Raw genomic sequence first — 22742 nt, 5'->3', positions numbered from 1 at the left:
ATCTCTACGAGATGGCTTGCCACAGCAGGTATATCCCTAGCCCCATCACCAGCAAACCCGCTGCCCGTTTGACGGTTTGGTTGCGAGTAAACGTTGCCAGTTTTGCCGCCGCTGCGCCCATCAATAAGAGATTGGGCAATGTGCCTAGCCCAAACGCCAACATGAGTAATGCCCCGTTAGTCACGCTGCCCGCCGATAACGTCCAAATCAGCACGCTGTATACCAAACCACACGGCAACCAGCCCCACACAAACCCCAGCGGTAACGCTTTCGCAGGGGAATTCACCGGCATGAAACGCCGCCCCAACGGTTCAATGTGCTGCCACAAGGTGCGCCCCGCGTTTTCCACTTGCGCCACACCTGCCCAGATACCTGCCAAATACAGCCCCAGCGCGATGGTAAATAATGCGGCGAACACTTGCAAACCATGCCGCAAACTGTCCAACCCGCCCAATGACAGGAATGCCGCGCCTATTCCGCCTGCCAATGCCCCAGCGAGCGTATACCCGCCGATACGTCCCGCGTTATACGCCAACAAGATGGGGAATAAGGTAGCTGGGTGATTGCGTTGGGCGGCGGGTAAACTAAACGTCAACGCGCTGACAATGCCGCCACACATGCCGAGGCAATGGACACCGCCCAACAATCCGACCAGAAAAGCCGCCAAGTAACTGGAATGGGCTAACCAACTCCACTCCATCAGTTCAGTGTCTGCCTTGCCTGATAATGATCACCGACAAAGCCGGTAAAGAAGTTTTCCAACAGTGGGTGTTCTACCGGGTCGGAAGGATCGGCTGCTTCCAGGTTGCGCTCGGCAACGTAGGCAACCCGCCCATCCTGGTCAATCAGTACGTGATACCAAGGTTCTTCTTTGGTGGGGCTACCGGCTTCCACATTTTTCTGAAACCATTCTTCAGTACCCTTGAAATCAGGGTCAACGTCGAAAATAACGCCACGATAGTTAAACAGGCGATGATGGATCACCTGACCAATGCCGAACGAAGCAATTTTTTCTTCCATCATGACAATATCCTCAATGCTTTTCATAATCATGCTCTATTCTCAATATGCGACTCCTGCGAGTGAATATCAAGATTCCTTTGAATTTGCTTTATCGCCTCAATACGACGGCGGTGCAATTCCTCCTTGATGTTCGCCCCTTGAAAGCCGTCTTGAATCACCGCTTGTACGGCTACTTGCTGGCAAGCGGTCAAGGCTTGGCGAAAGTGCTCCGCCTGTGGGTAAGGTCGACTTTCAAAGCCAGTACGTCCTCTTGCATCCGCTTCACACGCTATTAACAGTTGCTCAAAACGTTCAGGTTTGCGGAAAGCGTCGGTGCTTTCTAGTACTTTCAATACGGTTTTAGGTTGCAATTCCAGTGCTTTATGAATTCGACCGTGTTGCTCGGCAACGTGTTCCGCTAATTCACGAAAACGGTTGGGAATTTTTAGGCGTTCGCATAACTGTGTCGTTAATTGGCGGCTGATAAGTTCATGCCCGTGGTGGCTGGGTAATATAGCTTCAGGCGTTAAGCCTTTGCCAAGGTCGTGGGTGAGCGCGGCAAACCGTACTTCGGGGGCGCTACTCAGTTTCACGGCTTGTTGTAATACCATGAGAGTGTGGATGCCGCAATCAATTTCCGGGTGATACTTAGCAGGCTGAGGCACACCGAAGAGGCGATCCAGTTCGGGGAAAAGCACTTGCAAGGCACCACAGTCGCGCAGCACCTCAAAAAAGCGTTCCGGGGCGGGTTCTGCTAACGCCCGCACCGTTTCTTGCCATACCCGTTCAGGTACGAGGGCATTGACTTCGCCTGCGGCAACCATGTCGCTCATTAATTGTTGGGTTTCTGCTGCGATTTGAAAGCCTAGTGGAGCAAAGCGGGCAGCAAAGCGGGCTACCCGCAAAATCCGCACAGGGTCTTCCGCAAACGCTGCGGAGACATGCCGCAATAGGCGTTGTTGTACAGCCGCTTGTCCACCGTAAGGGTCAATGAGTGTACCATCCGTGTCTTGTGCCATTGCATTGATGGTGAGGTCACGTCGGGCAAGATCTTGTTCCAATGTGACATCAGCCGCTGTGTGAAATTGAAAGCCGTGGTAGCCTTGAGCGGTCTTGCGTTCAGTACGTGCTAAGGCGTATTCCTCACCCGTTTGTGGGTGCAAAAAGACTGGGAAATCACTGCCAACGGGTTTGAATCCTTGTTGCAATAAATCAGCAGGGGTTGCGCCTGTGACAACCCAATCGCGATCCTTGATGGGTAATCCCAATAACTGGTCGCGTATTGCACCACCGACAAGATAGGTTTTGATGTTTTTCATGCGTGAATTATGCTGATCTGAGTGGCTGAACGTATATTTTTTACAGAATATTAGAAAACTCTAATTTATTGATAAGTAAGGCCAACATTGACCTAGAGCACGATTTGTGGTGTTATTCTGGTTGCTTTGGGAAATGCTGGCAAGTACTAATCTTACAATTAAAGTAATCCCCCCTCATTCACTAGTTAGGAGTTCGCATTAATGGCTCACATCGTAATTCTCGGCGCTGGTACAGGTGGAATGCCCGCCGCGTATGAAATGAAAGAAATGCTCGGTAAGGGGCATGAAGTCACGGTTGTCAACGAGCGTGATTACTTCCAGTTCGTTCCCTCTAATCCTTGGGTCGCTGTTGGCTGGCGGACACGCTCTGACATCACTTTCCCCATTGAAAAATACTTGTCTAAAAAAGACATCAAATTTATTTGCAGCCGCTGCGAAAAGATTGATGCGGAAGGCAATGCGCTGCATTTGGCGGATGGTCAAATCGTTAAATACGATTATTTGGTTATTGCCACAGGGCCAAAACTGTTCTTCCAGGAAGTCGAAGGCGCAGGCCCCCACGGTGGTCATACGCATTCCGTTTGTGATGTCACCCATGCGGAAGGCGCGTATGCCGATTACCAAAAACTGCTGGCAAAAGGCTCCGGTCATATCATCGTAGGTGCAATGCCGTTTGCTAGTTGCTTTGGTCCTGCGTATGAATTCGCTTTCATTGTGGATGCTGATTTGCGTAAACGCGGGCTGCGTCACAAATTCAAAATGACCTACGTTTCTTCTGAGCCGTACATCGGTCACTTAGGTTTGGGTGGTGTAGGCGATTCTAAAGGAATGCTTGAATCCGAACTGCGTAACCATCACATGGGCTGGATTACCAATGCGAAGACCACCAAAGTGGAAGCAGGTAAAATGCATGTAACCGAGATGACCGCGAAAGGCGAAGTGGAAAAAGAACACGTCATCGACTTTGATATGGCGATGATGCTGCCAGCGTTCAAGGGAGTGGATGCAGTAGCAGCCGTTGAAGGTCTGTGCAACCCGCGTGGTTTCGTGATTGTGGATGAATTGCATCGCAGCCCGAAATACAAAAACATCTATTCCGCTGGTGTTTGTATCGCCATTCCGCCGGTAGAAGCAACGCCTGTCCCCACAGGTGCACCGAAGACCGGTTATATGATTGAATCCATGGTCACTTCTCTGGTACATAATATTGCAGATGAGCTGGCTGGCAAAGAGCCGCACACCACGGCCACTTGGAACGCTATCTGTTTGGCGGACATGGGTGACACGGGAGCAGCTTTCGTCGCACTGCCGCAGATTCCACCACGTAACGTGGCTTGGTTTAAGAAAGGCAAGTGGGTACACATGGCGAAGATCGCGTTCGAGAAATACTTCATCCGCAAGATGAAAAAAGGCAGTTCCGAACCGTTCTACGAAAAGTCCATTTTGAAGATGATGGGTATTACCCGCATCTAACGGGATTCTGACGAGGAGTCAGGGGCACTTGATGGGAGGCACGATAGCCTCCCATTTTTATTTGAGGTTCTGATGCAATTACCTAACGATATTTCAGCAACGGTTGCGCGGGCTTTGGCGGAAGACATTGGCACGGGTGATGTGACTGCTGGGCTGATTCCGGCGGAGAAACAAGCCAGTGCGACGGTGATTTCCCGTGAAGACGCTACGTTGTGTGGCGTGGCGTGGTTCGATGAAGTGTTTCACCAGCTTGATCCCACTGTGCAGATTGCATGGCAGTATCAGGATGGTGAGCGGGTGGCTACCAATGCGCTGCTGTGTACCTTACAGGGCAGTGCGCGTTCCATTTTGAGTGGCGAACGGGCGGCGTTGAATTTCCTGCAAACCTTATCGGCAACCGCTACTGCGACGCGGCGGTATGTGGATTTGGTGGCTCATACGTCTTGCCGGATTTTGGATACGCGCAAAACCTTGCCCGGTTTGCGTACCGCCCAGAAATACGCGGTATTGTGCGGTGGCGGTACAAATCACCGCATCGGTTTGTATGACCGCGTGTTGATTAAGGAAAACCACATTATGGCGGCGGGGTCGATCACGGCGGCTATCCAGCAGGCGCGGGCGTTACACCCCGGTATTCTGGTGGAAGTGGAAACTGAAAATTTGCAGGAGTTGGCGGAAGCGACTGCTGCACACGCCGACATTATTATGTTGGATGAATATAGCCTTGCGGATATGCGCGAAGCGGTACGGGTGACGGCGGGGAAGATTCCGTTGGAAGCATCTGGTGGGGTTAGCCCGGAAACCCTGGTAGCGATTGCCGAAACGGGGGTGGATTTCGTGTCGATTGGCGGAATTACCAAGCATGTGCGGGCGGTGGATTTGTCGATGAGGTTTAAAGCATGAAAAAATACCTAGGATTCGCTATCGTACTGGCTTTGCTGGCAGGCTGTGGCAACAAAGGCCCGTTAACCTTGCCCGATCAGTCACCCTCCAAACAGGAACAGGCGAAATAAATCATGGATCATTTTGAATACCGCAACGGGCAACTTCACGCCGAAAACGTCGCCGTCGCTGACATTGCCCGCGCCCACGGCACACCGTGTTACATCTATTCCCGCGCCACGCTGGAACGCCACTGGCACGCTTTCAACGATGCCTTCGGGGATCAGCCGCACTTGGTGTGCTACGCGGTCAAAGCCAATTCCAACCTCGCCATCCTCAACTTGTTTGCCCGGCTGGGGTCGGGTTTCGACATCGTATCCGGCGGCGAATTGGAGCGGGTGTTACGCGCAGGCGGCGACCCAAGCAAAGTGGTGTTTTCCGGTCTTGGTAAAAAAGCCGCTGAAATCCGCCGGGCGCTAGAGGTCGGCATCCGTTGCTTCAATATTGAGTCTGAAGCCGAACTCGACCGCATCAATACTGTGGCAGGGGATATGGGTAAAGTGGCGTCCATCTCGTTGCGTGTTAACCCGGATGTGGATGCACAAACCCACCCCTACATTTCCACCGGCTTGAAAGAAAACAAGTTCGGCATTGAAATTGGTCGTGCCGAAGCGGTGTATTTGAGAGCAGCGGCTATGCCGAACCTGAAAGTGGTCGGGATCGACTGCCACATCGGTTCGCAATTGCTGACGCTCACACCGTTCATGGATGCGCTGCAACGCTTGCTGGCCTTGGCAGAACGTTTACAGGGGCAGGGTATCACGATTCACCATCTGGATATTGGCGGCGGTTTGGGCGTGCGCTATCAGGAAGGGCAGGCTGCCCCTTCACCTGCCGACTACATGGCACAATTATTCACCGACGAACGTTTGCGTCAGTACGAAATTTTCGTGGAACCGGGTCGGGCGATTGCGGCTAATGCCGGAATTTTGGTGACAGAAGTCGAATTCCTCAAGCTGTCGGAATATAAAAACTTTGCAGTGGTGGATGCCGCAATGAACGACCTGATCCGCCCGGCGTTATACAGTGCCTGGCAGGAAATTATTCCGGTTGTGCCGCGTACTGAGGGCGAAACGGTGACTTACGACATCGTGGGGCCGGTCTGTGAAACAGCCGATTTTTTGGGTAAAGAACGCGATCTTATTATTCAGCCCGGTGATTTTCTGGCAGTACGTTCGTCCGGCGCGTATGGCTTCACGATGGCTTCTAACTACAACACTCGTCCGCGTGCGGCAGAAGTGATGGTAGCTGGGGATGAGGTGTATGTGGTGCGAGAGCGCGAAACCTTCGATGATTTGTTGCGTGGTGAGAAGGTGCTGCCGTAAATAACCTATTGGATGGGTTTAACTAGGTGGATTAAATTCGCGATAAAAATCCGTCACTACCGTCTGGCGGATTTTTTTTGCACTTTAACTTTTTTTGGGCGGGGAAAAAACGTTTGGCGTTTAGGCTGGTCTACGCTTTATTGAGCGTAAGTTGTGAATCAGCCTAACTAAATCAGACGGAGTAGTGTATGCCAGCACCTAATACCACCCTAGAACATCGCGAGGTAGGTGTCGTGTTGTCTAAGCGCGGCAAGGTGACGGCAACCAGCAGCGGTAGTGACCCTCGTATTCTCAAGCGCGGTGACCCTATTTACCAAGACGATATGGTGCACACGGTGCGCGGCGCAAATGTACAGCTCAAAATGCACGACCGTAATATTGTGATGCTACGCGGCGGTTGTATGTTCCGCGTCAATTTGTATCGTGAACAAGCGTATGGCAAAGGCACTGGGCAGCGTTACGAGTACATTGGTGGTACATTGCGCGAAAGTCGCCGTGAACCTACCCAGTTATTAGATTTGGGAATTTATTGAGGTGTTGTTGCGGTGAGGCACTGCTGAAAACTATCGGCGGCCGCTTGCAATAAGTTGATGTAAGTCTCTTTGTCCAGTGGCAGTTGCATCCCTAAGGGGTCGAGTTTGCCAATGTGTATGGTTGTGCCTTCGACCAGTGTTTTAACCATGGCGGGTGAAAACTGTGGTTCCTGAAACAGGCAAACCGCCTGTTTTTCTTCAATAATCTTGCGAATATCTTGTACGTGGCGTGCGCCCGGCAAACGGGATACATCTAACGTGACTGCGCCAGCAAAGTTCAAACCATAATGCGTATCAAAATGTTGCCATGCATCGTGGAAACTGAGGTAAGGTTTGTCGTTTAATGGAGCGAGTTGCTGACGGATTCGTGCATCGGTAGCTTGAATTTGTTGGATAAGCTGAGCAGCGTTAGCGAGGTAATCGGCTTGATGGCGGCTATCAATTTCCCCCAGCGTTTTAGCAATAGCTTGGCTCATGGCAATGGCATTTTCAGGGTTTAACCACAGGTGTAAATCGGCGCTGTGTGTCTCGTGCCCTGGCATGACATGTTGGCTGTGTTGGGCACGTGAGCCGAGAGGCTGAATACCTTGTGCCTCGGCTAGGGTAATGATGCGCCGGTTAGGTAATGACGTTGCTAAAGGTTTGTCGAGAAAGGTTTCCAGCCCACTAGCAATGCGAAATACCACACTGGCGGTTTCCAAGGAGCGCATCTCAGACGGTTTGAGGGCGTAATGGTGGGGTGATGCGCCATCGGGTAAGAGTTGGCGGATGTCCAGTGGACTGTTATCGCCGCCCGCGATGGCGTAGACCAAGGCATGGATGGGCTTGATAGTGCTGACAATCACGGGCTTGCTGGATGACTCTTGCTGGCAGGCGTGTAAAACGGGTAAGCACAGCAGCAGGAAAATCGTTAGAATACGGAACATTTTTTCACTCTTGATACGTTGGCAGGGATGTCCACCACACACACTGTATTAGCAAAGCTGGAACACATTGGCCTGAACTTCGGGCAGCGTGTGATTTTGCACGATGTTAGCCTCGAAGTGTACCCGGAAAGCGTTCTGACCTTGATTGGCCCTAATGGCGCGGGGAAATCCACCGTGCTGAAAATTTTACTGGGTTTGCAAGTGCCTGGCCAAGGCTCGGTTTGGCGGATGCCCGGTTTACGCATTGGCTATGTGCCACAGAAGTTTCACCTTGATCGCTTGTTGCCTTTAACGGTGGAGCGCTTTATTGGCTTGAATTTGCGACGGCATAATCCCGCAGCCGTGCGTGCGAGTGCGGCAGAAGTAGGGATTCAGGATTTACTGTCTCAAGCGGTGCAATCGCTTTCCGGCGGTGAATTGCAGCGGGTGTTGTTGGCGCGAGCCTTGCTGAATAAGCCGCAATTGTTGGTACTGGATGAGCCGGGGCAGGGCGTGGATGTCACGGGCTTGAATGAGCTGTATCAGCTTATCAACCGTTTGAAACAGGTGCATGGTTATGGGGTGCTGATGGTGTCGCACGATTTGCATTTGGTGATGGCGGCGACCGATCAGGTACTGTGTTTGAACCGGCACATCTGTTGCTCAGGGCAGCCAGAAGCGGTATCGCGCCACCCTGAATATTTACGCTTGTTTGGGGACTTGCGACCTAGCGGGTTGGCGGTTTATACCCATCATCATGATCATCAGCATGATATGCATGGGTGTGTGGTGCCATTGCAGGATACTGACAAGGAGCATTCGCATGGATGATTTTATCTGGCGAGCATTGTTGGCGGGGTTGGCGGTGGTGCTGATGAGTGGGGTGCTGGGGGTCTTTTTGTTGTGGCGGCGTATGGCTTATTTTGGTGATACCTTGTCACATTCGGCGTTGCTGGGTGTCGCACTGGGATTGATGACAGGCATGAATTTGAACCTATGGGTCATGGCTGTCTGTGTGCTGGTGGCTTTATTGATGCTGTATGTGCAACATAATCCGGCTTTGGGAAGCGATACCTTGCTGAGTATTATTGGGCATAGTGCGCTGGCATTGGGGACGGTGGCATTGACATTCCTGCCAAATGTCAGGGTTGATCTGATGGCCTATCTGTTTGGTGATATTCTCGCAGTAACACACTCGGATATTGCCTTAACATGGAGTTTAGCTGTGATGGTTATTGGGGTAATGGCTTGGATTTGGCGTCCGTTATTGTCCCTGAGTGTCCACGCTGAATTGGCGCAGGTTGAGGGTGTCAAGGTTTGGTGGGTCAGTGCGGTTTACATGGTGTTGATTGCCTTGATGGTGGCGGTGGCGATGAAAGTGGTTGGTGTCTTGTTACTGACGGCCTTATTGATTATCCCGGCTGCGGCAGCACGGCGTTTTGCACGAACACCGGAGCAAATGGCATTATTTGCCATGGTGATTGGGGTATTGGCGTTATTAGCCGGGATGGGGATTTCATTGCAATTGGATACGCCCACTGGGCCGAGCATTGTGGTGGCGGCGAGTGTTTTGTTCATTTTAGTGCAGTTTATTTCGCCGCGTAGCACTTGAATGGTGCAAGCCAGCAAAAGATTATTGTGCATTGCATCATAAGGTGTTACAAGGTGGTTAACTAGGGTTAGCCCTAAGCCCTCCGTCATTAACTAAGGTGGCCTGTATTCATGGAAATTACCGCTGTTTATCCTGGGACGTTTGACCCGATTACTAAAGGGCATCTTGATTTAATCAAGCGTGCCAGCAAGTTATGTGCACATGTGGTGGTCGGTGTAGCCTCTAATCCTAAAAAGAAACCGTTGTTCTCGCTGGAAGAGCGTGTTGCAATGATTCAGCACGAGTTGGTCGAGCAGCATCTGGATAAGCAGGTGACGGTGAAAGGTTTTGAAGGTTTGTTGGTGGATTTTGCCCGTGAACAGAATGCACGGGTATTGGTAAGGGGGATGCGGGCGGTATCCGATTTCGAGTTTGAATTTCAATTAGCCAGCATGAACCGTAGCCTTGCACCTGAGGTTGAGTCTGTCTTTTTGATGCCGGGTGAAAGTTTTTCCTTTATTTCTTCGACCTTGGTGAAGGAAGTGGCGATTCTTAACGGTGATGTTTCACGCTTTGTTGCGCCGCATGTGCTGGGTGCGTTGAAACATAAAATTGTGCAGATACGTAGTGAGCGTAGGTTGAACTAGAAAAAGCCTGAGTATTGTTATTTTGACGGAAGTTAATGTTATCTTGTCAGGTAGGTTGATAGAATCGCTCAACAAAGCTATCCAAGAGGACTCATTTTATGGCATTGATGATTACTGACGAATGCATTAACTGCGATGTTTGCGAGCCGGAGTGCCCAAATAACGCGATTTCTGCGGGGGATGAAATTTATGTGATTGACCCAAACCGTTGCACGGAGTGCGTGGGGCATTATGATGAACCGCAATGCGTGTCGGTATGTCCGGTTGATTGTATTCCGCTTGACCCTGATCACAAGGAATCCAAAGAGCAGTTGCTATTGAAATATCAGGCACTGATGGCGGAAAACGCTTAAGCTGAATTCGCCTGTATGATGATCAAGCGCCCGCTAATGCGGGCGTTTTTGTATGCGCTTATAAGATTTTCAGGAAGGCGATGAGTTGCTGTTTTTCGGTATCATTTAGTTGAATTCTTGGTAAATCATTAGCGTTTGCTACAGCTTGTGAGGCTTGCGTGTAGTAGTCGACAACGTGTTCTAAGGTCGCCATGCGTCCATCATGAAAATACGGTGCAGTACGAGCAGTATTGCGTAAGCTGGGTACTTTAAATGCACCGACCACAGCGTGGCGATTGCGGGTCAAAAATTGCAGTTCAGTACAGGAATGGGGATCCGCATCACTGTGTGTTCCTTGGCAGTTGAATGGATCAGTACGAATGGTGTCGAGTACTGCCGCACGTCCACTGTCTGTGCCGAGCTTGCCCGTGCCGATATTTTGAAAGGTTTGGTTGCTGAGCAATGCACCGGAATGGCAGAGAATGCACTGAGCTTTGCCAATAAAGAGTTTTGCCCCTGCGATTTCGTTTGAGGTGAGTGGTGGTTGCGAGGTGTTCAGTACATCGAGTCGATTAGGGGCTAAGGATAAGCTACTGACATAAGCGGCAATGAACTTACCCGTATTTGCAAATATTTCATCAATTTGCACGCGTTGGGTTGATGGAATACTTTTCCATGCTTTCAATTGTTCCAAATTGCCTAAAGGTGAGGCAGCGATTGGGAGATGTTGCAAGAAGTCCAGATGAGGTGCATTGGGCAACAAAGCATGGTATTGCTGCTGGTAACGCGGGTCTTCCAGTAGTAAACGCACGATTTCCAGTCGGGTCAGGCCGTGTTCTGCGGGGTTTTCCAAGGGGGATAAAGCTTGTGACCAGAGGCTGTCTTTACGTCCATCCCAAAAAAACCAATCGTTATGCGCCACACCGAGCAGTGAAGGGGTATTGCGTTTACCTGCGGTTAAACCTATTGCTTGGGGTTTGCCATCGCTGAAAGCCTTGTCGGGTTGGTGGCAGGTGGCGCAGGATACGCTGCCGTTGCGGCTAAAACGTGGGTCAAAAAACAGTTGCTTGCCTAGTTCTAAGGCTTGCGGGTGTTGTGCAAAACGGTTACTAGAATCGCGGGCAGTAGGTAAGTTGGCAAGCGTTAGGGATTGCAGTGTGGTGTATTCTTGCGGTGTCCACATGGGGCTGGTGCTGTGTTTGCCGCCCATGCCCAATACGATGAGGAGCAGGAGTAAATATCCCACCCGGCTGAGGTATTTCATAGTGTAAACCAAAACACGATTTTGTCTTGTGCGCTGGGTACAAGTGCAGAGTGCAACAGGAAACCTAGCACCCACTCGCCCGGCATACTGTATTTCAGACCGTCGATGCGAAATTCGCCGGGTTTTCCGGTAGGAATGGCTTGTGGTGCGGTGGGCAAGCCATGTCCGTGGGATGGCATTCCACCATCCACGGCAATGAGCAAATCACTGGGTAATGCTGGTGTGTTGTCCAGTCGCAATACACAGTCTTGAAAGACCCCGACAGTCGGGAGCGTTGCGCAAGTGAGTTCAGCTTGATACAAGGCTTTGTTGCTGGTTTGCTGGCGTTCCCAAACCGTCGTATGAGAGCCATAACAGCCTGCCAACAGCAGGCTGAGTATCAGGGTGAGCCATTTGGTTGACATCGTTATGTGCTCAATAGTTAAGTGATATGAATGACTAGAAACGATACTCGAAATAGCGCGGGTTAGCTGTTGCATTCGGATAAACGTCTTCAGCATTCCCGCCAAAGGCGGCATTGTTGCCTCTAAACATGAGGCGCAATTTGCTGGGGTTGCCGATCCAACTACGCGGGAAGCTGAATTCTGCCGCTTGCCCGCTGATGGCATTGGTGGTGCTACCTTGCGGTGACCAGCTCCAGCTTTCACCATCACCGGTATAGCGCCATACCGTTTGGCCTTCGAGCATGTATTCAGCGCCTAGTGCATCGTTTTGGTAGCCAGTTGCGGTATTGTTGTCGGTATCCAGATAGGCTTGGTAGCCCCAGAAGCGCCCGGCATCAACGGCGTTAAGAGTACGGTAAGCGAGGTAAACATTGCTGGCATTGTGTGCCATCCAGCCTTCCTGCCAATCCAGAAGGTTGTTTGCCCCAGAAACGTCAGTTGGATCGAGTCCGAAGGAGGTTAAGGTGCTCCAATCGCTCAGATTGCCGTTAATGGTTAAGTTGCTGACAGGGTTGCTGATACCTGTTGTGCCACTGCCTGTGGGGGTGTGCATGTTGTAGGTAAAATAGCGGGTTGTTGCGGTGGTATTGAAAGCGCCATCGGGGTAGGCATCTTTGGCATCGCCACCAAACGCAGCGTTATTGCCCCAGAACATCAAGCGTAATTCATTGCTATTGCCTAACCAGCTACGTGGGAAGCTGAATTCTGCGGCATTGCCACTGGTTTGCGCGGTCATATTGCCTTGGTATGCCCAACTCCAGCTTGTGCCGTCGCCGGTATAACGCCACAGGTTTGCGCCTTCCACTAGGTAGTCCGCGCCCAATGCGCCGGTTTTGTAACCTGTGGTGGTGCTGGAGTCGGTATCCAGATATGCCTGATATCCCCAGAAACCGCTGGTGTCGATATTGCCTTTGGTTTTGTAGGCAAGGTAAATACGTTCCGCATCGTTGGCTGCCCATGCTTCTAGCCAGTTGAGTTTATTGTTAGTGCCGGTCACGTCATCGGGGTCAGCGCCAAATGATGTCAGGCTTGCCCAGTCGTTTAGGTTGCCGTTGACGCTGATACCGCTGGCATTATTCGACACCGTGCCAGTTGCCGGTGGCGGAGGAGGTGGTGGTGGGGGCGTAGTGGTATCCGCTGTGGTTTCGGTGCTATTGCTCAGGGGGTTTTTGTCATGCCAGTCACGCGGAATGATACGGATATGGCTCCAGTGCGTATCCATACGCGGTGCATCTTCGGCACGGGGCATGTGGTAAAACGTGGTGGAAGGCCACACCACAATGTCTTGCCCGCTAAGGCTTTCACCATTCACAAACGCACTGAGGTTTTCCGCACAGGCGTTGGTCGTCGGGTTGTGGGAGGCGAATAATTCACAGCTTTTTTGCTTGGTGACGTAGAAATCGTTGTGGGTGAAGGGTTCGGTGCTGGGGCCTACATCGCGTTGCACCGATTCGGGGAGCTGAATCTCGTAGGAGAGTGGCAAACCTTTGGCATTTTTCAGTGTGGTATCGACGACGCGCCATGCCCGTAATTGGGCGGGGTCGACGGAACGGGCGGCTTCGGTGGTAAAGCGTGTGGTGGTGCGGGTCATTTTGCCTGCATTTTGGCTGTAGTTGATTTCTTCGACAGCATCATCATTGCCGGTGCCGCCGAGGTCGAAGTCCAATTTCCAGAAAAAATTGTGTAAGTGGGCAATGCCGACTTTATTGCTTTCCAAAAGCCAGCCGTGTTGGGCAATGTTACTCGCGCCAAAACGTTGCAGAGCGCCGGTTGCACCGATGCCGGGTTCGATCGCGCCGTCATCCAGAAAGCGCCATTCGGGGATGTAGTTGTACGCGCCGATAGCGGAAACGCTGAACAAACTGAGGGCATCGCCTTGCAAACGGTCATTGTCGACGCTGTAAGCATCGTCGCGGGGTGTGACTTGTTTGCACAGCACATTTTTGCCGGAATAGCTGAGCAGTTGCCCGCCAACGCATTCTTGCGCCGTCAATGCAGACATGTAGTTATTGCCTAAGCCATAGTCAGAAACGTCATGGTAGCGTGCGCCATTGTCGTCGTAGGGTACGTGAATTTGTGCCACGGCTGCTTGATACAGCACCATGCGGCGCGTGCCGTTTTTGGGGGTGTAATGGATGTGGTGCAACACAATGCCTTCGCGGTTGCGGTGTTCCCAGCACATATCCCAGCGCGATTGATTGGGGAGTGTGGTGTCAACGTAATACTGATCGGCGCAAAATTCGGCGGCTTGTACGTCGTTGGGTAAACCATTGCCGAGTGCCAGCAAAACGGTGGCGGCATACGCATAAACTGATGGTTTCATTGTTATCGTTCTCGCTATCAGAAGGGGTTGGTGGAATGCCAGTCACGTGGCAACAGTTGGAAACTGCTCCACACCGTGCCAATGCGATTGCTGTCTTCGCTGCGCGGAAGGTGGTGGTAACTTTGTTTGTACCACACCACAATGTCTTGCTGATTGAGGCTCTCACCGTTAACAAATTGGCTGACGTTGGCAGTGCAATTGCTGGTGGGGTTATTGGCAGCGTATTTTTCACAAGCGTTGTAGCGGGTGAAAAACACATCATGCGCCAGCCAAGGGGTATTGCTGCTATTGGCGCGGCTGTGGTCGTAACGGTTGGGTATCAGCTCGTATGAAAGTTGCCCAACGCTGCCATTGGTGAGAATGCCATCGCGGATGCGCCAGAAACGTTTGGTTTCGGGGTCAAAACTGCGCCCGGTTTCGGTGTTGAGCGGGGCAATGGTTTTGGTTTTGCGTAAGCGATCCGCACTGGGGGTGCTGCTGATTTCTTCCACTAGGTCATTGGTAGAGGTGGTGTCGAGGTCGAAATCCAGCCGCCAGAGCGCATGATCGGTAAAACCCGTGGCGACTTTGCCGCTTTGCATGGCAGGCCAGCCGTATTGGGCAGCACTGGCATCAACGACGGGTAATTCGCCGCTTAAACCAAGGCTGGGTTCAATCGTGCCGTTTTCGTAAAAGCGCCAGCGCACGGTGTAATTGCGCGAGCCGATTTGTGAATGGCTGCTCAATTCCCACAATTGTCCTTGGCGTTGGGTGGTGTATTTATAGGAATAACCGTGGTCGCGGGTGGTGGCACACAATACATTGCGCCCGCTGGCAGCTTGCAACGTGCCGCCGCTGCAATCGGCAGTGTTGAGGGTTTGCAGATTATTGCCGCCGAAACCGGCTTCGGTGCTCAGAAATAAAGGCGCAATCGCGCCGTCGTCAAGGGCGGTTTCCAGTTGGGAAAGCGCGGCTTCGCCCAGTACACGCCGTGCGGGGTGGTTGGGAGCTTTGTAGGTCACTTGTGATAAGACAATGCCTTCGGCTTGGCGGGGTGTCCAGCAGAGATTCCAGCTTGCACCGGAGGCGAAGGTTTTGCTGAGCGTTTGCCCGGTGCAGGCAGTGCTAGGGGCAGCAAACGCGGGTTGTTGCCAAGCGATTAGCAGACTGAGTGCCAGCAGGGGAGTGCGGTATTGCATGGTGGGATTCCCTTAGAAGCCGATGTTTTGCGTAATGACACCTGCGGACAGGTTGACGATGGGGCTGACTTCAAATACCACCGAATCGGCGGTGTAGAGCAGCACTTGGGCGCAACGCTGTAAGCCGCATTGCTGAGACGCGGCATTAAGCTGTTCGGGCAAGCTGGAGGCGTGGAAGACGAAAGCTTTGACCTGCAATTGCTGTGCAGGATTGCTCAAGGTTTGCCCGGTAATGCGCTTGAATTCGGCATCCAATAGGCTGCGTTGTTCGTCATCGGCAAAGATGAGGGCGGAGGCGCGTTGCAATTCGTTGGTAGTCAGCGGCAGTTGCAGGTTTCGTTCACGTCTGCGGGAAATCACTTGGTTGGTGTCGAGGTCAATCACATCAATAATGGTTTCATTGGTGCTGTAGTCGTAGGTGTAGACATCGGCTAAGCGAGCGGTTTGGCCTTTGGCGTTGGGATGACGTTCGACCAGTAGCAATTCTGGCGCGGGTATGTTGGCGTTATTGGTTGTGGTGCTACGGATAGTGGAGACGGGGGTGGCAGCATTAGCTCGCTGGGTGGCACGTGCTATTTCAGCCGCACTCAGCGGGTCAAGATTGTTGGCGGTGGCTGGTAGCGCACAGAGCAGTGTGGCGCAATGCAGCAAGGTGCGTAGTGACAGGATCTTAGGCATGACTGAAACCGTTATTATGTAAATGTGGGTATCAGTCTAAGAATATGAAGGGCTGGTCATCTAGTGTGCGGATGCCAGCCCATTTTATTTTTATGATAAACGGTAAAAAATCTTATTTTGCTTTGTCAGCGGCTGGTTTTGCTGCATTCAAAACCATCAAAATATTGCGCCCGTGATCCAAAAGATGGAGTTGTTCGCGGGTGACGGCATATTTGTTGGCTTTTTCCAATTGCGCAAAAAACTGTTGCTCCAATGCATTTTTGTCATCGAGGCAAGCCATTTTGGTTGCACCTACCGCACTAGTGGTGAAAATGCCATCGCTGCTGCTGGTGTAATTCCCGAAAAATTGGTTACAACCGGAATAGCCATTCATGCGTGTGTCATCAAACTGAATCGTGGGTAATTTGTCGGTGGTGACGGGTTTGCCATCCAAGGTTTTCAGTGTCCAACTAGTATTTGCCAACGTCATGCCCGGCGCGGGTTCTCTGGCGTCAAAACTACAGGCAGAAATGATGCTCAAAAATACCAGTGCACTGATGATTTGCCCTGTTAATGAGGAAAAGAATACCTTGAGCATGGTCTAACTCCTAAGTGCTGTGTTGTTATGGTTATGTAGAGATCTGAAACAGAAAAAAGTTGCAACAAATAATGCTCCCGCAAGCACTCATCACGCAAAATGAACCGATGAGTTGTATGATGAGCTTATTTGCGGAGAAAAGTCATGAGCAAGAACCCTGAGGAAACACTGGGGCAACTACTAAAGCGTGCAAAAACCCTGCAACTGGCAACCTTGGATGCACTGGGTGAGCCTTCGATCAGTTATGCGCCATTCGTGCAGGATGACGCGGGGCATTTTTATATTTTCGTGAGTTTGTTATCCAGCCATACGCAGGAAATCTTGCAACATCCGCCATTGTCGATTTTGCTGATTGAGGATGAGCAAGAGGCGCGGCAAATTTTTGCACGTACTCGTGTGACGTACCGCTGTGTGGCAGAGGTCGTGGCGCGGGAAGCGGCGGAATATGCATCGCTATTGGATGCGATGGAAGTGCGCTTTGGCAATGTGGTGGGCTTGCTGCGCGGCTTGGGGGATTTCGTGATGTTTCGGCTGGTTCCGCAATCCGGGCGCTTCGTGATGGGGTTTGGGCAGGCGTTTGTGCTGACGGGGGAGGGCTTGCGTGAGTTGCAGCATATCGGGCCGGGGCAAGCCTGAACATTGATCTGGTTTTGCAAATGTAAAGTTGTACTTTAGAAAATCTAAAGTCTCACTTTGAATTTGCAAGCGTTTACTTGGGTTAAGGGGATTGATTTGTTCCTGTTCAAAAAACTGTTGTCTAACGCCATTATGCCGCTGTCGTTATGTGTGTTGTTGCTACTGATCGGCTTGGTGCTGCTGTGGTTTACGCACCGGCAGAAAACTGGCAAGGTTTTGGTCACGGTGGGTTCGGTATTGTTGCTGGCAGTGAGCTATGGTTGGGGGTTTGCGCCTGCTTTGAAAGCGTTGGAGCGCGAATATCCACCCGTGATTGCAGCGGCGGATGCCAAATGGGTCGCCGTGTTGGGCGGTGGTACATTTTCTGACGCGGGAATTCCGCTCCATGCGCGTTTGAGTGAGGCATCATTGGGGCGCTTGGTGGAAGGGATTCGTTTGTATCGGCAATTGCCGGGGGCGAAATTATTAGTTTCCGGCGGGCAGGTGTATGGCTCTGGTTCGGATGCGGAATCCATGCGTGAACTGGCGGTGTCACTGGGAGTCAATCCCGCCGATATTCGGGTGGATGAGGAGTCGCCAGATACCGAAACCCAAGCGCTCATTATTCGGCAAATGGTGGGTGATGACAAAGTGCTGCTTGTAACATCAGCGTCGCATATGCCGCGTGCGGTGGGCTTGTTCAGGTTGGCGGGGGTGAATGTCGTGCCTGCGCCAACGCATTATCTCGCGCAAACGAATGCAGGGTGGCAACCGGCTGATCTATTCCCTGATAGTGATAATGTGCTGATGGCACAACGGGTGGCGTATGAGTACCTGGGGATTGTTTGGGCGAAGTTGCGGGGGATTATCTAAGTTCGTAATCACTTGAGTAATGTGTACAAATGGCGTACAGTTATCTGTATTGTATGATCTTGGGGATTACTTATGATCGCTGCTGTTGAAGCCATTAAACAGGAAAGAATGCATATTCGCGTTGATAGCTTGGTAAAGCGTAAGCTAGAACGGGCGGCATTCTATACCCATAAAAGTTTGTCTGAATTTGTCTTAGCGCAGGCGTTAGTGTCTGCCGAGAAGATTATTCAGGAACATGAGGCTATCAAATTATCCGAACAAGATTGGGAGGTATTTTTGGATGCCTTGGAAAATCCGCCACATCCTAATGCGTCTTTGCGCAAGGCATTTGCTTTGCATCAAAAGCATGTAAAGCAAAGGTAAAGCGCGTTGGATATAACCATTATGCCGCTGTCAAAGCAGCATCAGCGCGATGCCTTTACTTGCGGCGAGGAGTCTTTGGATCGTTACATCCAACGTTTTGCCAAGCAAAATATCAAGCAGCGAATTAGTCGCGTATTTGTTGCCAGCCCCGTTACTGAACCTGCTGGTATCGCGGGTTATTACACCCTGAGTGCGGATAGTTTGGCAGCGCAAGCCTTGCCTCCTGCGCGTCAGCGTAAATTGCCCCAACATCCTGTTCCCGTGGCACTATTGGGGCGTTTGGCGATAGCAACACCGTATCAGGGGCAGGGATTAGGGCAAATATTGGTGGCAGATGCCTTGCAACGGGTGGTGCGAGCCAGTCAGGTATTGGCGGTGTATGCGTTGATTGTGGATGCGTTGAATCCACGGGTAGCGGAGTTTTATCAGCGCTTAGGGTTTATTCCTTTGCCGAGTCAGCCGTTAAAGCTGTTTTTACCGTTGGATTCGGTTGCAGATTTAGTGGAGTAGCTGGGCGGTATTTCCGGTTTACTTTTTGTCATCTGCCTAAGCGCGATTTTTATCCTGCTCTCCGCTACAATCAACCCAACTTATCGACATGGGGAATGCCGGATGCCAACGCTTGAATACAGTGAGTGGATTGACACGATCACGCTCATCCTGACCGTTGCGGGTATCGTTTTGGGTTTTATTTACTTCCAAATCCTGCAAAATGCGGATGACCGCGTAGATTTGATTGCATCCTTGCGGGATGGAAAAGTCCGCCGTTTGTATCAGGGCGGCGTGAATTGGTTGCTGCGTGGCTTGCAAAAGCTCTACGGCAACAAAGACTCTTTGCAGGCGTTTAGTGTTTCTTTCCTGTTGTCCTATCTCTATCCCTTTCTGTTTTTTATCCTGACCTACAGCTATTTTGATGGTACGAACCTGTTTTCGGGCAAGGAACTGTTGCCTGCTGATTCTCCCTATCGCCCTTATTTCTTTCCCGGATTGGTGTTGTTCGCCCTTGTGATGTTTGTCGCTATCAAGTTTTTTGCAGGGAATAGCGACCGTGCCGATGTGTGGGGTAAGGCGCAATTGCAACGGCTGGGATTGCCATCAAATGTAGCGGACCAAGTGTGGCGAATGTTGATGGGCTTAGGGTGTGGCGTAATTTTGTATTGGGCTAACGGCAGTATTGGTTTTGCTGTGCTTAGTTTGATTTGGGGTTATTGGGTTGGCGCTGTCGCTGTCGCTTTCGCTGTCGCTGTCGCTGCCGCTGTCGCTGCCGCTGTCGCTGCCGCTGGCGCTGGCGCTGGCGCTGGCGCTGGCGCTGGCGCTGGCGCTGGCGCTGGCGCTGTCGCTTTCGCTTTCGCTTTCGCTGTCGCTGCCGCTGTCGCTGCCGCTGGCGCTGGCGCTGGCGCTGGCGCTGGCGCTGCCGCTGTCGCTGCCGCTTTCGCTGTATTGCAAGGTTGGAATGGGAATTATAACACGTCGTTGATGTGGATGTTTTTCTATCTGGCGTTGCCGCTGGTGAATGCATTGTTGGATTGGTTGTCTTGGTGGGTGAGTCGTTTCTTTCTGGAGCGGACAGCGCAAGAGTCGCGGGTGCGGGTGATTGTGCTGGATGTGGTGCTGGATTTCGGGGTGGCGGTGTTATTTATGCTGGCATTGTGCCTATTGCTGCCAGCGGGTGCGATCGTGCTGGATAGCTTGTATGCGGGCTGGGTGGATGTGAAATCAGGAGTTCCGGCACAAACGGGCTGGCAGGAATACGCGGTGTGGGCGCGGGATGACCCGTGGGGCAAGGGCATCATGGTCACGCTGATGCTGGTGACGACGCTGATTCCGACGCTGCTGCATATTCTGCTGGGGTTGATGGCATTTTTCATCCACGGTTTCAAAGGTGCGGCACTGGCTGATTTTCTGGAACAGCCGCGTAAAAACTGGCGCGATGCTGTCGCCAGCTTTTGGATGTTTGGCTATGTTGTATTGGCCGGAGCCGCGTTGTGGGCAATGTATCAGGTGTTCCAGCACTTCACCCACTTGCCTATCGCACAATGGCTGTATCACTTCACGGGGTATTTCTATGACCTCCCATGACTTTGGCTCTTCCTCCTCCCCTGATAAGGGGAGGCTGGGAGGGGTTTCTTCTGATGGAGCGATTTCTCTTCACCCCATCGGCACCATCACTTCCCCCTACAAAGAAAAATTCGGCATCCCCCGCCAGCCCGGTTTGGTCACAGCCGCTCGTTCCACTCTCACGCTTTTGCCCCCGTACAATCTGCCCGAAACGGTGCGCGGACTCGAAGGTTTTTCCCACGTCTGGTTAATCTTTGTCTTCCACGGGACGCAAGCGCAAGGCTGGAAACCCACGGTGCGCCCACCGCGTCTCGGCGGCAATGCACGGCTGGGTGTATTCGCCACCCGTTCCACCTTCCGCCCCAACCCGATTGGTCTGACGGTGGCTGAGTTATGCGGGATTCAGGTGTCAGGGAGTAACATCACCCTCGAACTCGCTGGGGCAGATTTGCTGGATGGCACGCCGATTCTGGATATTAAACCGTACCTGCCGTATGCGGATGCCTTGCCGCAAGCGCGGGCAGGCTTTGCACCGGATGCGCCATTTGCGCCGCAGTCAGTGGTGTTTTCTGCCCAAGCCAGCCAGCAATGTGCGCAAAAACAAGCGCAATGGCATACCGATGTGCGTGTATTGATTGAGCAGATTCTGCGTCAAGACCCGCGCCCTTCCTACCAGCACGGGCAAGTGGTGGATAGGGTATACGCCATGCGCCTTTACGATTTTGATTTGCGCTGGCATTACACCGTTGCGGGTATTGAGGTGCTAGAATTAGCCGACCTTAAACCAGACACTTAAAACCATAACGAATGCATTATGTTGAAAAAATTATTCATCACCATCGGGCTGTGTGTGAGTCTGGGAGGCGTTAGTGCCGCAGAATCGCTTTTGCCTGTTCGCCCAGCACCGCAACCGGCTGAACTCACCCTGATTCGCCACCAACAAACCGCTGATTTGCCTGCTGATATTCAGGTTTTCATGCAGCAAGCCAAGATTCCCTCTGAAAACCTGAGTGTGTACATCCGCGATTTAAACGCCAACGTACCGATGGTGGTGCATAACGATAACGTGCCGCGTAACCCCGCGTCGGTGATGAAATTGCTGACGACTTGGACGGCACTCAAGTTACTTAGCCCCAGCTATACCTGGAAAACCGAAGCTTGGACGCGCGGCGAATTAAAAGACGGTATTCTTAACGGTGATTTGATTCTAAAAGGTTATGGCGACCCGTTTCTGACCGATGAAGCGTTTTGGCAATTGCTGCACGATTTGCAACTGAAAGGTTTGAAAGAAATTCGTGGGCAGTTGGTGGTGGATAACAGCTATTTCAACATTCCCGATTACGACCCGGCAGCTTTCGATAATGAACCGACCCGTGTCTACAACGCCCAGCCGTCGGCGCTAATGTTTAACTTTCAGGCGAACCGTTTTCTATTGGAAGCCGACCAAGCCACGGGCAAAGTGGGGATTACGCCGTTCCCGCTGATTCCCGGTTTGCAATTGGACAATAGCATGGTGTTGGCAAAAGGCGGTTGCCGCAAGGGGCATTACCAGCCGGACTTTACGCCAACAGCCACGGCGCTTAAGGTTTCCGGTGCGTATTCGGCAGATTGCGGGAAAAACTTTGTGCTGCGGGTGTTGTCCACCCCTGAGGAGCATGTCTTCAATGCGTTTCGGGATGTGTGGCAGTCGCAAGGCGGCAAGTTCAGCGGCACGTTGCAAAGCGGGCAGGTGCGGGAAGGCGACGTGTTATTGCATACGCATGAATCGCGTACTTTGGGGGAACAAATCCGCTTCATTAATAAGTGGAGCAATAATGTGATGACGCGCAATGTGTTCCTCACCATCGGCGCGAAAGTGCTGGGAGCGCCCGCGACGCTGGATAAAAGCCGGATGGTGACTGCCGAGATGCTCAAAAAAGCCGGTATCGACTACACTGGTATGGTAGTGGAAAACGGTTCCGGCTTATCGCGCAGTGAACGTGTCAGTGCTAGGCAGTTAGGCGCGTTATTGGAGATGGCATGGCGTGACCCGTATATGCCGGAATTCATGGCGTCGTTACCGCTATTGGGTGAAGACGGCACACTGGCAAGCCGTTTCAAAGACGATGATTTACGCGGGCGCAGCCACCTGAAAACGGGGACGCTGAAGGATGCCACGGCTATCGCGGGGTATATGTTGACCCGCAGCGGTAAGCGTCTGGTCATCGTGTTGTTGCATAATGGTCGGGAAGCACAGGGTAGCGGACGGCGTTTGCAGGATGCTTTATTGAAATGGGCATTCGAGCAATAAGTAATATCGCA

General features: G+C 51.9%; 28 protein-coding genes. 17 read left to right on the top strand and 11 right to left on the bottom strand.

What is annotated here, in order from left to right; genetic code table 11:
* Positions 1-4: 4 nt before the first annotated feature.
* Genes QJT81_18885 through QJT81_18875 form a run of 3 tightly spaced genes read right to left on the bottom strand, consistent with a single transcriptional unit; the run spans position 5 to position 2321 of the window.
* Positions 5-700, bottom strand: coding sequence for a sulfite exporter TauE/SafE family protein (locus tag QJT81_18885; protein ID WGZ93828.1), 696 nt, complete (start codon positions 698-700; stop codon positions 5-7).
* Entirely contained in the window at positions 700-1053 is a 354-nt protein-coding gene (gene hspQ / locus QJT81_18880) for a heat shock protein HspQ (protein WGZ93827.1), read from the bottom strand. Before hspQ ends, QJT81_18885 begins: the two co-directional genes overlap by 1 nt.
* Complete coding sequence (locus QJT81_18875; protein WGZ93826.1) at positions 1050-2321, bottom strand: multifunctional CCA addition/repair protein; 1272 nt, start codon at positions 2319-2321, stop codon at positions 1050-1052. Before QJT81_18875 ends, hspQ begins: the two co-directional genes overlap by 4 nt.
* 201 nt (positions 2322-2522) lie before the next feature.
* On the opposite strand from QJT81_18875, the gene QJT81_18870 reads away from it, so the two are divergent.
* The 5 genes from QJT81_18870 to QJT81_18850 all read left to right on the top strand — a co-directional run bounded on the left by QJT81_18870 (position 2523) and on the right by QJT81_18850 (position 6594).
* Positions 2523-3794 (top strand): FAD/NAD(P)-binding oxidoreductase, encoded by a 1272-nt coding sequence (locus QJT81_18870; protein ID WGZ93825.1) that lies wholly within the window; start codon positions 2523-2525, stop codon positions 3792-3794.
* A 72-nt stretch (positions 3795-3866) separates the two neighbouring features.
* Positions 3867-4697, top strand: a complete 831-nt coding sequence (gene nadC / locus QJT81_18865) for a carboxylating nicotinate-nucleotide diphosphorylase (GenBank protein ID WGZ93824.1) — start codon at positions 3867-3869, stop codon at positions 4695-4697.
* Complete coding sequence (locus QJT81_18860; GenBank protein ID WGZ93823.1) at positions 4694-4807, top strand: lipoprotein; 114 nt, start codon at positions 4694-4696, stop codon at positions 4805-4807. The genes nadC and QJT81_18860 overlap by 4 nt, the downstream gene beginning before the upstream one ends.
* A 3-nt stretch (positions 4808-4810) precedes the next feature.
* The gene (gene lysA, locus QJT81_18855) at positions 4811-6061 is read left to right on the top strand and encodes a diaminopimelate decarboxylase (GenBank protein ID WGZ93822.1); all 1251 of its coding nucleotides are present in this window, start codon (positions 4811-4813) and stop codon (positions 6059-6061) included.
* Positions 6062-6249: 188 nt separating this feature from the next.
* Positions 6250-6594: a hypothetical protein gene (locus tag QJT81_18850; GenBank protein ID WGZ93821.1), complete on the top strand. Its 345-nt coding sequence runs from the start codon at positions 6250-6252 to the stop codon at positions 6592-6594.
* Here the strand turns inward: QJT81_18850 and QJT81_18845 are convergent.
* Positions 6588-7520, bottom strand: a complete 933-nt coding sequence (locus QJT81_18845; protein WGZ93820.1) for a zinc ABC transporter substrate-binding protein — start codon at positions 7518-7520, stop codon at positions 6588-6590. The two genes, QJT81_18850 and QJT81_18845, sit on opposite strands and share 7 nt — an antisense overlap.
* A gap of 27 nt (positions 7521-7547) precedes the next feature.
* On the opposite strand from QJT81_18845, the gene znuC reads away from it, so the two are divergent.
* From znuC to QJT81_18825, 4 genes are all read left to right on the top strand, one after another.
* The gene (gene znuC, locus QJT81_18840) at positions 7548-8330 is read left to right on the top strand and encodes a zinc ABC transporter ATP-binding protein ZnuC (protein ID WGZ93819.1); all 783 of its coding nucleotides are present in this window, start codon (positions 7548-7550) and stop codon (positions 8328-8330) included.
* Positions 8323-9111 (top strand): iron chelate uptake ABC transporter family permease subunit, encoded by a 789-nt coding sequence (locus tag QJT81_18835; protein ID WGZ93818.1) that lies wholly within the window; start codon positions 8323-8325, stop codon positions 9109-9111. The genes znuC and QJT81_18835 overlap by 8 nt, the downstream gene beginning before the upstream one ends.
* 110 nt (positions 9112-9221) lie before the next feature.
* Positions 9222-9737 carry a pantetheine-phosphate adenylyltransferase gene (gene coaD, locus QJT81_18830; protein ID WGZ93817.1) on the top strand — a complete coding sequence of 172 codons (516 nt, stop codon included), beginning with the start codon at positions 9222-9224 and terminating at the stop codon, positions 9735-9737.
* Positions 9738-9835: 98 nt separating this feature from the next.
* Entirely contained in the window at positions 9836-10090 is a 255-nt protein-coding gene (locus tag QJT81_18825; GenBank protein ID WGZ93816.1) for a YfhL family 4Fe-4S dicluster ferredoxin, read from the top strand.
* A 58-nt stretch (positions 10091-10148) separates the two neighbouring features.
* Here the strand turns inward: QJT81_18825 and QJT81_18820 are convergent, their stop codons facing one another.
* The 6 genes from QJT81_18820 to QJT81_18795 all read right to left on the bottom strand — a co-directional run bounded on the left by QJT81_18820 (position 10149) and on the right by QJT81_18795 (position 16532).
* Positions 10149-11333, bottom strand: a complete 1185-nt coding sequence (locus QJT81_18820; GenBank protein WGZ93815.1) for a cytochrome c peroxidase — start codon at positions 11331-11333, stop codon at positions 10149-10151.
* Positions 11330-11737 (bottom strand): hypothetical protein, encoded by a 408-nt coding sequence (locus tag QJT81_18815; GenBank protein ID WGZ93814.1) that lies wholly within the window; start codon positions 11735-11737, stop codon positions 11330-11332. Before QJT81_18815 ends, QJT81_18820 begins: the two co-directional genes overlap by 4 nt.
* A gap of 34 nt (positions 11738-11771) precedes the next feature.
* The gene (locus tag QJT81_18810; GenBank protein ID WGZ93813.1) at positions 11772-14099 is read right to left on the bottom strand and encodes a hypothetical protein; all 2328 of its coding nucleotides are present in this window, start codon (positions 14097-14099) and stop codon (positions 11772-11774) included.
* A gap of 17 nt (positions 14100-14116) precedes the next feature.
* Positions 14117-15277, bottom strand: coding sequence for a hypothetical protein (locus QJT81_18805; GenBank protein ID WGZ93812.1), 1161 nt, complete (start codon positions 15275-15277; stop codon positions 14117-14119).
* 12 nt (positions 15278-15289) lie between these two features.
* Positions 15290-15955, bottom strand: coding sequence for a hypothetical protein (locus QJT81_18800; GenBank protein WGZ93811.1), 666 nt, complete (start codon positions 15953-15955; stop codon positions 15290-15292).
* Between the two features lie 112 nt (positions 15956-16067).
* Positions 16068-16532: an META domain-containing protein gene (locus tag QJT81_18795; GenBank protein WGZ93810.1), complete on the bottom strand. Its 465-nt coding sequence runs from the start codon at positions 16530-16532 to the stop codon at positions 16068-16070.
* A gap of 144 nt (positions 16533-16676) precedes the next feature.
* Here QJT81_18795 and QJT81_18790 point away from each other — a divergent pair, with 144 nt between their 5' ends.
* The 4 genes from QJT81_18790 (at position 16677) to QJT81_18775 (ending at position 18893) form a co-directional block, all read left to right on the top strand.
* Positions 16677-17168: a pyridoxamine 5'-phosphate oxidase family protein gene (locus QJT81_18790; protein WGZ93809.1), complete on the top strand. Its 492-nt coding sequence runs from the start codon at positions 16677-16679 to the stop codon at positions 17166-17168.
* Positions 17169-17264: 96 nt separating this feature from the next.
* Positions 17265-18020, top strand: a complete 756-nt coding sequence (locus QJT81_18785; protein ID WGZ93808.1) for an ElyC/SanA/YdcF family protein — start codon at positions 17265-17267, stop codon at positions 18018-18020.
* Positions 18021-18092: 72 nt separating this feature from the next.
* Positions 18093-18383 (top strand): DUF1778 domain-containing protein, encoded by a 291-nt coding sequence (locus QJT81_18780; protein ID WGZ93807.1) that lies wholly within the window; start codon positions 18093-18095, stop codon positions 18381-18383.
* A 21-nt stretch (positions 18384-18404) separates the two neighbouring features.
* Positions 18405-18893 (top strand): GNAT family N-acetyltransferase, encoded by a 489-nt coding sequence (locus tag QJT81_18775; protein WGZ93806.1) that lies wholly within the window; start codon positions 18405-18407, stop codon positions 18891-18893.
* A gap of 36 nt (positions 18894-18929) precedes the next feature.
* On the opposite strand, the gene QJT81_18770 is transcribed toward QJT81_18775, so the two are convergent.
* Positions 18930-19457, bottom strand: coding sequence for a hypothetical protein (locus QJT81_18770; protein WGZ93805.1), 528 nt, complete (start codon positions 19455-19457; stop codon positions 18930-18932).
* A gap of 139 nt (positions 19458-19596) precedes the next feature.
* Here QJT81_18770 and QJT81_18765 point away from each other — a divergent pair, with 139 nt between their 5' ends.
* From QJT81_18765 to dacB, 4 genes are read left to right on the top strand one after another with little or no spacing between them, the layout of a single operon-like run.
* Positions 19597-19860, top strand: a complete 264-nt coding sequence (locus QJT81_18765; protein ID WGZ93804.1) for a hypothetical protein — start codon at positions 19597-19599, stop codon at positions 19858-19860.
* Positions 19857-20462: a hypothetical protein gene (locus tag QJT81_18760; protein WGZ93803.1), complete on the top strand. Its 606-nt coding sequence runs from the start codon at positions 19857-19859 to the stop codon at positions 20460-20462. Before QJT81_18765 ends, QJT81_18760 begins: the two co-directional genes overlap by 4 nt.
* The gene (gene tsaA, locus QJT81_18755; GenBank protein WGZ93802.1) at positions 20449-21237 is read left to right on the top strand and encodes a tRNA (N6-threonylcarbamoyladenosine(37)-N6)-methyltransferase TrmO; all 789 of its coding nucleotides are present in this window, start codon (positions 20449-20451) and stop codon (positions 21235-21237) included. The genes QJT81_18760 and tsaA overlap by 14 nt, the downstream gene beginning before the upstream one ends.
* An 18-nt stretch (positions 21238-21255) precedes the next feature.
* A complete protein-coding gene (dacB, locus tag QJT81_18750) occupies positions 21256-22731 on the top strand; it encodes a D-alanyl-D-alanine carboxypeptidase/D-alanyl-D-alanine-endopeptidase (GenBank protein ID WGZ93801.1) in 1476 nt (491 codons plus the stop codon).
* Positions 22732-22742: the final 11 nt, after the last annotated feature.

Source organism: Candidatus Thiothrix putei, from assembly GCA_029972225.1.
GTDB classification, from domain to species: domain Bacteria; phylum Pseudomonadota; class Gammaproteobacteria; order Thiotrichales; family Thiotrichaceae; genus Thiothrix; species Thiothrix putei.
This window is presented reverse-complemented; position numbering and strand designations above follow the sequence as displayed.

Coding starts and splice junctions, on each gene's coding strand:
- QJT81_18850 (WGZ93821.1), top strand. CDS start 6,250: ATGCCAGCACCTAATACCACCCTAGAACATCGCGAGGTAGGTGTCGTG.
- QJT81_18805 (WGZ93812.1), bottom strand. CDS start 15,277: ATGCAATACCGCACTCCCCTGCTGGCACTCAGTCTGCTAATCGCTTGG.
- dacB (WGZ93801.1), top strand. CDS start 21,256: ATGTTGAAAAAATTATTCATCACCATCGGGCTGTGTGTGAGTCTGGGA.
- tsaA (WGZ93802.1), top strand. CDS start 20,449: ATGACCTCCCATGACTTTGGCTCTTCCTCCTCCCCTGATAAGGGGAGG.
- QJT81_18775 (WGZ93806.1), top strand. CDS start 18,405: ATGCCGCTGTCAAAGCAGCATCAGCGCGATGCCTTTACTTGCGGCGAG.
- QJT81_18780 (WGZ93807.1), top strand. CDS start 18,093: ATGATCGCTGCTGTTGAAGCCATTAAACAGGAAAGAATGCATATTCGC.
- nadC (WGZ93824.1), top strand. CDS start 3,867: ATGCAATTACCTAACGATATTTCAGCAACGGTTGCGCGGGCTTTGGCG.
- lysA (WGZ93822.1), top strand. CDS start 4,811: ATGGATCATTTTGAATACCGCAACGGGCAACTTCACGCCGAAAACGTC.
- QJT81_18845 (WGZ93820.1), bottom strand. CDS start 7,520: ATGTTCCGTATTCTAACGATTTTCCTGCTGCTGTGCTTACCCGTTTTA.
- QJT81_18860 (WGZ93823.1), top strand. CDS start 4,694: ATGAAAAAATACCTAGGATTCGCTATCGTACTGGCTTTGCTGGCAGGC.
- QJT81_18885 (WGZ93828.1), bottom strand. CDS start 700: ATGGAGTGGAGTTGGTTAGCCCATTCCAGTTACTTGGCGGCTTTTCTG.
- QJT81_18795 (WGZ93810.1), bottom strand. CDS start 16,532: ATGCTCAAGGTATTCTTTTCCTCATTAACAGGGCAAATCATCAGTGCA.
- hspQ (WGZ93827.1), bottom strand. CDS start 1,053: ATGATTATGAAAAGCATTGAGGATATTGTCATGATGGAAGAAAAAATT.
- QJT81_18820 (WGZ93815.1), bottom strand. CDS start 11,333: ATGAAATACCTCAGCCGGGTGGGATATTTACTCCTGCTCCTCATCGTA.
- znuC (WGZ93819.1), top strand. CDS start 7,548: ATGTCCACCACACACACTGTATTAGCAAAGCTGGAACACATTGGCCTG.
- QJT81_18800 (WGZ93811.1), bottom strand. CDS start 15,955: ATGCCTAAGATCCTGTCACTACGCACCTTGCTGCATTGCGCCACACTG.
- coaD (WGZ93817.1), top strand. CDS start 9,222: ATGGAAATTACCGCTGTTTATCCTGGGACGTTTGACCCGATTACTAAA.
- QJT81_18815 (WGZ93814.1), bottom strand. CDS start 11,737: ATGTCAACCAAATGGCTCACCCTGATACTCAGCCTGCTGTTGGCAGGC.
- QJT81_18835 (WGZ93818.1), top strand. CDS start 8,323: ATGGATGATTTTATCTGGCGAGCATTGTTGGCGGGGTTGGCGGTGGTG.
- QJT81_18790 (WGZ93809.1), top strand. CDS start 16,677: ATGAGCAAGAACCCTGAGGAAACACTGGGGCAACTACTAAAGCGTGCA.
- QJT81_18875 (WGZ93826.1), bottom strand. CDS start 2,321: ATGAAAAACATCAAAACCTATCTTGTCGGTGGTGCAATACGCGACCAG.
- QJT81_18825 (WGZ93816.1), top strand. CDS start 9,836: ATGGCATTGATGATTACTGACGAATGCATTAACTGCGATGTTTGCGAG.
- QJT81_18870 (WGZ93825.1), top strand. CDS start 2,523: ATGGCTCACATCGTAATTCTCGGCGCTGGTACAGGTGGAATGCCCGCC.
- QJT81_18810 (WGZ93813.1), bottom strand. CDS start 14,099: ATGAAACCATCAGTTTATGCGTATGCCGCCACCGTTTTGCTGGCACTC.